The organism is Allobosea sp. CER48, from assembly GCF_044752385.1.
Lineage (GTDB): Bacteria > Pseudomonadota > Alphaproteobacteria > Rhizobiales > Beijerinckiaceae > Allobosea.
In genome coordinates this window covers 1-2,631 of the sequence record NZ_JBIWYK010000425.1, presented here as the reverse complement: position 1 = coordinate 2,631, position 2,631 = coordinate 1, and the positions used below count along the sequence as shown (strand labels likewise).

3 protein-coding genes are annotated in these 2,631 nt (G+C 66.2%); all 3 read right to left on the bottom strand.

Annotated features, from left to right (window positions below; translation table 11 throughout):
* Positions 1-181: hypothetical protein (locus ACIPIA_RS13835; RefSeq protein ID WP_400510380.1), on the bottom strand; the 181-nt coding region annotated here is incomplete at its 3' end.
* Between the two features lie 43 nt (positions 182-224).
* Positions 225-1,223: a class II fructose-bisphosphatase gene (glpX, locus tag ACIPIA_RS13830; RefSeq protein ID WP_400510378.1), complete on the bottom strand. Its 999-nt coding sequence runs from the start codon at positions 1,221-1,223 to the stop codon at positions 225-227.
* A gap of 49 nt (positions 1,224-1,272) precedes the next feature.
* Entirely contained in the window at positions 1,273-2,619 is a 1,347-nt protein-coding gene (locus tag ACIPIA_RS13825) for a homoserine dehydrogenase (protein WP_400510381.1), read from the bottom strand.
* Positions 2,620-2,631: the final 12 nt, after the last annotated feature.

The following is a 2,631-nucleotide window of genomic DNA, read 5'->3' as shown; positions in this document are numbered from 1 at the left end:
CCGGGGACGCAGGAAACGAGCCCGCAAAGAAACCGCAAACTCCGAATGGCGCCACTGCCTGGCGCAGGACGAGCCCGGCCGCCATTGGCGACGCCGCCCGCTCGAGGCCTTCGACCAGATCGAGCGCTCGCGCAAATGCAGACAAAACAAGCCCCGGAAAGATCGCTTCCGGGGCTATCATAATTTCCGTTACGTCAACATGTCATTCGACATGTCAAACGGCCTTAGTCCAGCTGGAACTTCGAGAATTCGCGATGCTCGCCATAGATGCGGCGCACAGTTCCAGTGATCGAGCGATAGACCAGCGTCTCGGTCTCGATCATGTCCTTGCCGAACTTCACGCCCGAGAGCAGGCCGCCGTCGGTCACGCCGGTGGCGCAGACGATGACGTCGCCCGAAGCCATCTCCGACATGTCGTACTTCTTGTTGGGGTCCTTGACGCCCATGCCCGCCGCACGCACGCGCTTCTCCTCGGTGTCGAGGATGAGGCGGCCCTGCATCTGTCCGCCGACGCAACGCAGCGCCGCAGCAGCCAGCACGCCCTCCGGCGCGCCGCCGATGCCAAGGTAGAGGTCGATGCCGGTCTTTTCCGGCTGGGTGCAGAAGATCACGCCGGCAACGTCGCCATCGGTGATGAGGCGGATCGAGGCCCCGGTCTTGCGGACCTCCTCGATCAGCTTCGCATGGCGCGGGCGGTCCATGATCAGCGTCGAAATCTCGCTCGGCTTCACGCCCTTGGCCTTGGCCAGCGCATTGATGTTGTCGGCCGGCGAGGCATCGAGGTCGATCACGCCCTTCGGATAGCCCGGGCCGCAAGCAATCTTGTCCATGTAGACGTCCGGGGCGTAGAGCAGGCTGCCGGCGCCCGCCATCGCCATCACGGCGATCGAGCCCGGCATATCCTTGGCGCACAGCGTCGTGCCTTCGAGCGGATCGACCGCGATGTGCACCTTCGGGCCCTGCTTGTTGCCGACCTTCTCACCGATGAAGAGCATCGGCGCCTCGTCGCGCTCACCTTCGCCGATGACGATCTCTCCGTCGATCGGAAGGCGGTTAAGCTCCCGGCGCATCGCGTCGACGGCGGCCTGATCCGCGGCCTTCTCATTGCCGTGCCCGCGCAGCCGGGCGGCAGAGACAGCCGCGCGCTCGGTGACGCGCACGAGTTCCATGGAGAGATAGCGCTCGATGATCTGATCGGGGGCGATTTGAAGAGCGACGGACATGAAATGGTATCCCCTTGCAATGCGGCGGGTGGAGTCGAGACCGTGAGGCCTATTCCCGCTCTATGCGGATGACTTGCGGCGGTTCCGCGACATGGCCATCGGCCGTGACTTTTTCGAGCGCCGCCCGGATGGCCGCCTCGCTGGTGGCGTAGGTGATGAGGACGACCGGCACGGGCGCACCGGAACGGCCGCCAGGATCGCGGTTGGCAGCTTCGAGCGAACGGCGCTGGACAATGCTCTCAAGCGAGATGTCGGCCTCGGCCATGCGGGTTGCGATCGCTGCGGCAGCGCCCGGCCGATCGGCGACAGCGAGGCGGACATAATAGCCGCCTTCATGGCGCTGCATCGGGGCGCGCTTCGGCTCCTCCAGCCGGGTAACCGGCAGGCCGAAGGGCAGGCCAGCCGTGCCACGCGCGATATCGGCGATGTCCGCGACCACGGCCGAGGCCGTCGGATCGCCGCCGGCGCCCGGGCCAACGAGGGTGATTTCGCGGACCGCGTCCGCATCGACGCTGACCGCATTGAGCACGCCCATCACCTGCGCGATCGCGGAGGATTTCGGCACCATCGTCGGGTGCACGCGCTGCTCGATGCCGGTCTTGGTGCGCTCGGCGACGCCCAGCAGCTTGATGCGGTAGCCAAGCTCGTCCGCCATTCTCAGGTCGAGCGGCGTGATCGCGGAAATGCCTTCGACATGAATCGCTTCGGCGTCGATCTTCGTACCGAAAGCGAGGCTGGTGAGGATGGCGAGCTTGTGTGCGGTATCGAAGCCTTCGACGTCGAAGGTCGGGTCCGCCTCGGCATAGCCGAGGCGCTGGGCGTCCTTCAGGCAAGCCTCGAAGGTCAGCCCCTCCTGCTCCATTCGGGACAGGATGTAGTTGCACGTGCCGTTGAGGATGCCGGAGATGCGGCTGACATTGTTGCCGGCCAGCGCTTCGCGCAGCGTCTTCACGATCGGGATGCCACCAGCCGAGGACGACTCGAAGGCGAGCGCCACGCCCTTGCTCTCGGCGAGTTCGGCGAGCGCGACGCCATGGGCCGCCAGCAACGCCTTGTTGGCCGTGACAACATGCTTGCCGCCGGAAAGCGCGGCTTCCACCGTCGCCTTGGCCGGGCCGTCCGAACCGCCCATCAACTCGACCACGCAATCGACGTCGTCGGATTTCGCCAGGGCGACGGGATCATCGAACCAGGCGAGCCCGCCGAGATCGACGCCACGGTCGCGCTTGCGGTCACGGGCCGACACGGCAACGACCCGGATCGCCCGGCCGCAGCGGGCCGCCAGCGCATTCTCCTGTCGCTGCAAAATCTTCAGCACCGAGGCACCGACCGTGCCGAGGCCGGCGAGGCCGACGCGTAGAGGCTGTGAGGCGTTCGAAAGGGCAGCGCTGGTCATTGGCGCGGGGTC